The organism is Treponema sp. R6D11, assembly GCF_054786075.1.
The window spans coordinates 1-612 of the sequence record NZ_BDHD01000690.1; the positions used below are offsets into that span (position 1 = coordinate 1).

Below are 612 nucleotides of genomic sequence, written 5' to 3' on the forward strand. Positions count from 1 at the left end.
CGCTAGAGCAGCTTAATATAGATACGAAAACAATCGAGAGCAAGGCGAGAAAATCGCTTTGTATTATAGGAACTTTGCAATTCCAACAAGAAAAAGGGCTCGCTTCATGCTTGCCTGTTGGCAACAATCAGCTACAAATAAACAGGGCTTTAACAACAGAAAGCACAGCTATCTTCATCCCGTTCACAAGCCAAGATGTTATGGAAAAAGGCGGAATGTATTATGGCACGAATGCTATAACTCGCTCGCTTTTGATCTTCAATAGAAAAAATTTGAAAAACCCGAATGGATTCATCTTAGGTACGCCGGGTTCTGGTAAATCTTTCTCAGCGAAACGCGAAATGGTTAACGTCCTCTTAAACACGGACGACGACGTTCTAATCATCGACCCTGAGCGCGAGTATACACCTTTGGCAGAAAACTTCAACGGCACGTTGCTGAAAATATCATCTTCGACGACTAACTATATCAACCCGCTTGATATGTCTCAGGATTATGCCGATGAAGAAAACCCGATAACATTAAAATCCGAGTTCATCCTCTCTTTATGCGAAACTTTATTTGCAGGTTCCGGCGGTTTAACCGGCGCAGAGAGAACGATCATCGATAGAG

The 612-nt window shown here is 42.6% G+C and carries 1 protein-coding gene; it reads left to right on the forward strand.

The features are described from left to right. A partial coding sequence (locus tag ACYVTD_RS15515; protein ID WP_461248598.1) for a TraG/VirB4 family ATPase occupies nucleotides 1–612 on the forward strand: 612 nt, incomplete at both ends.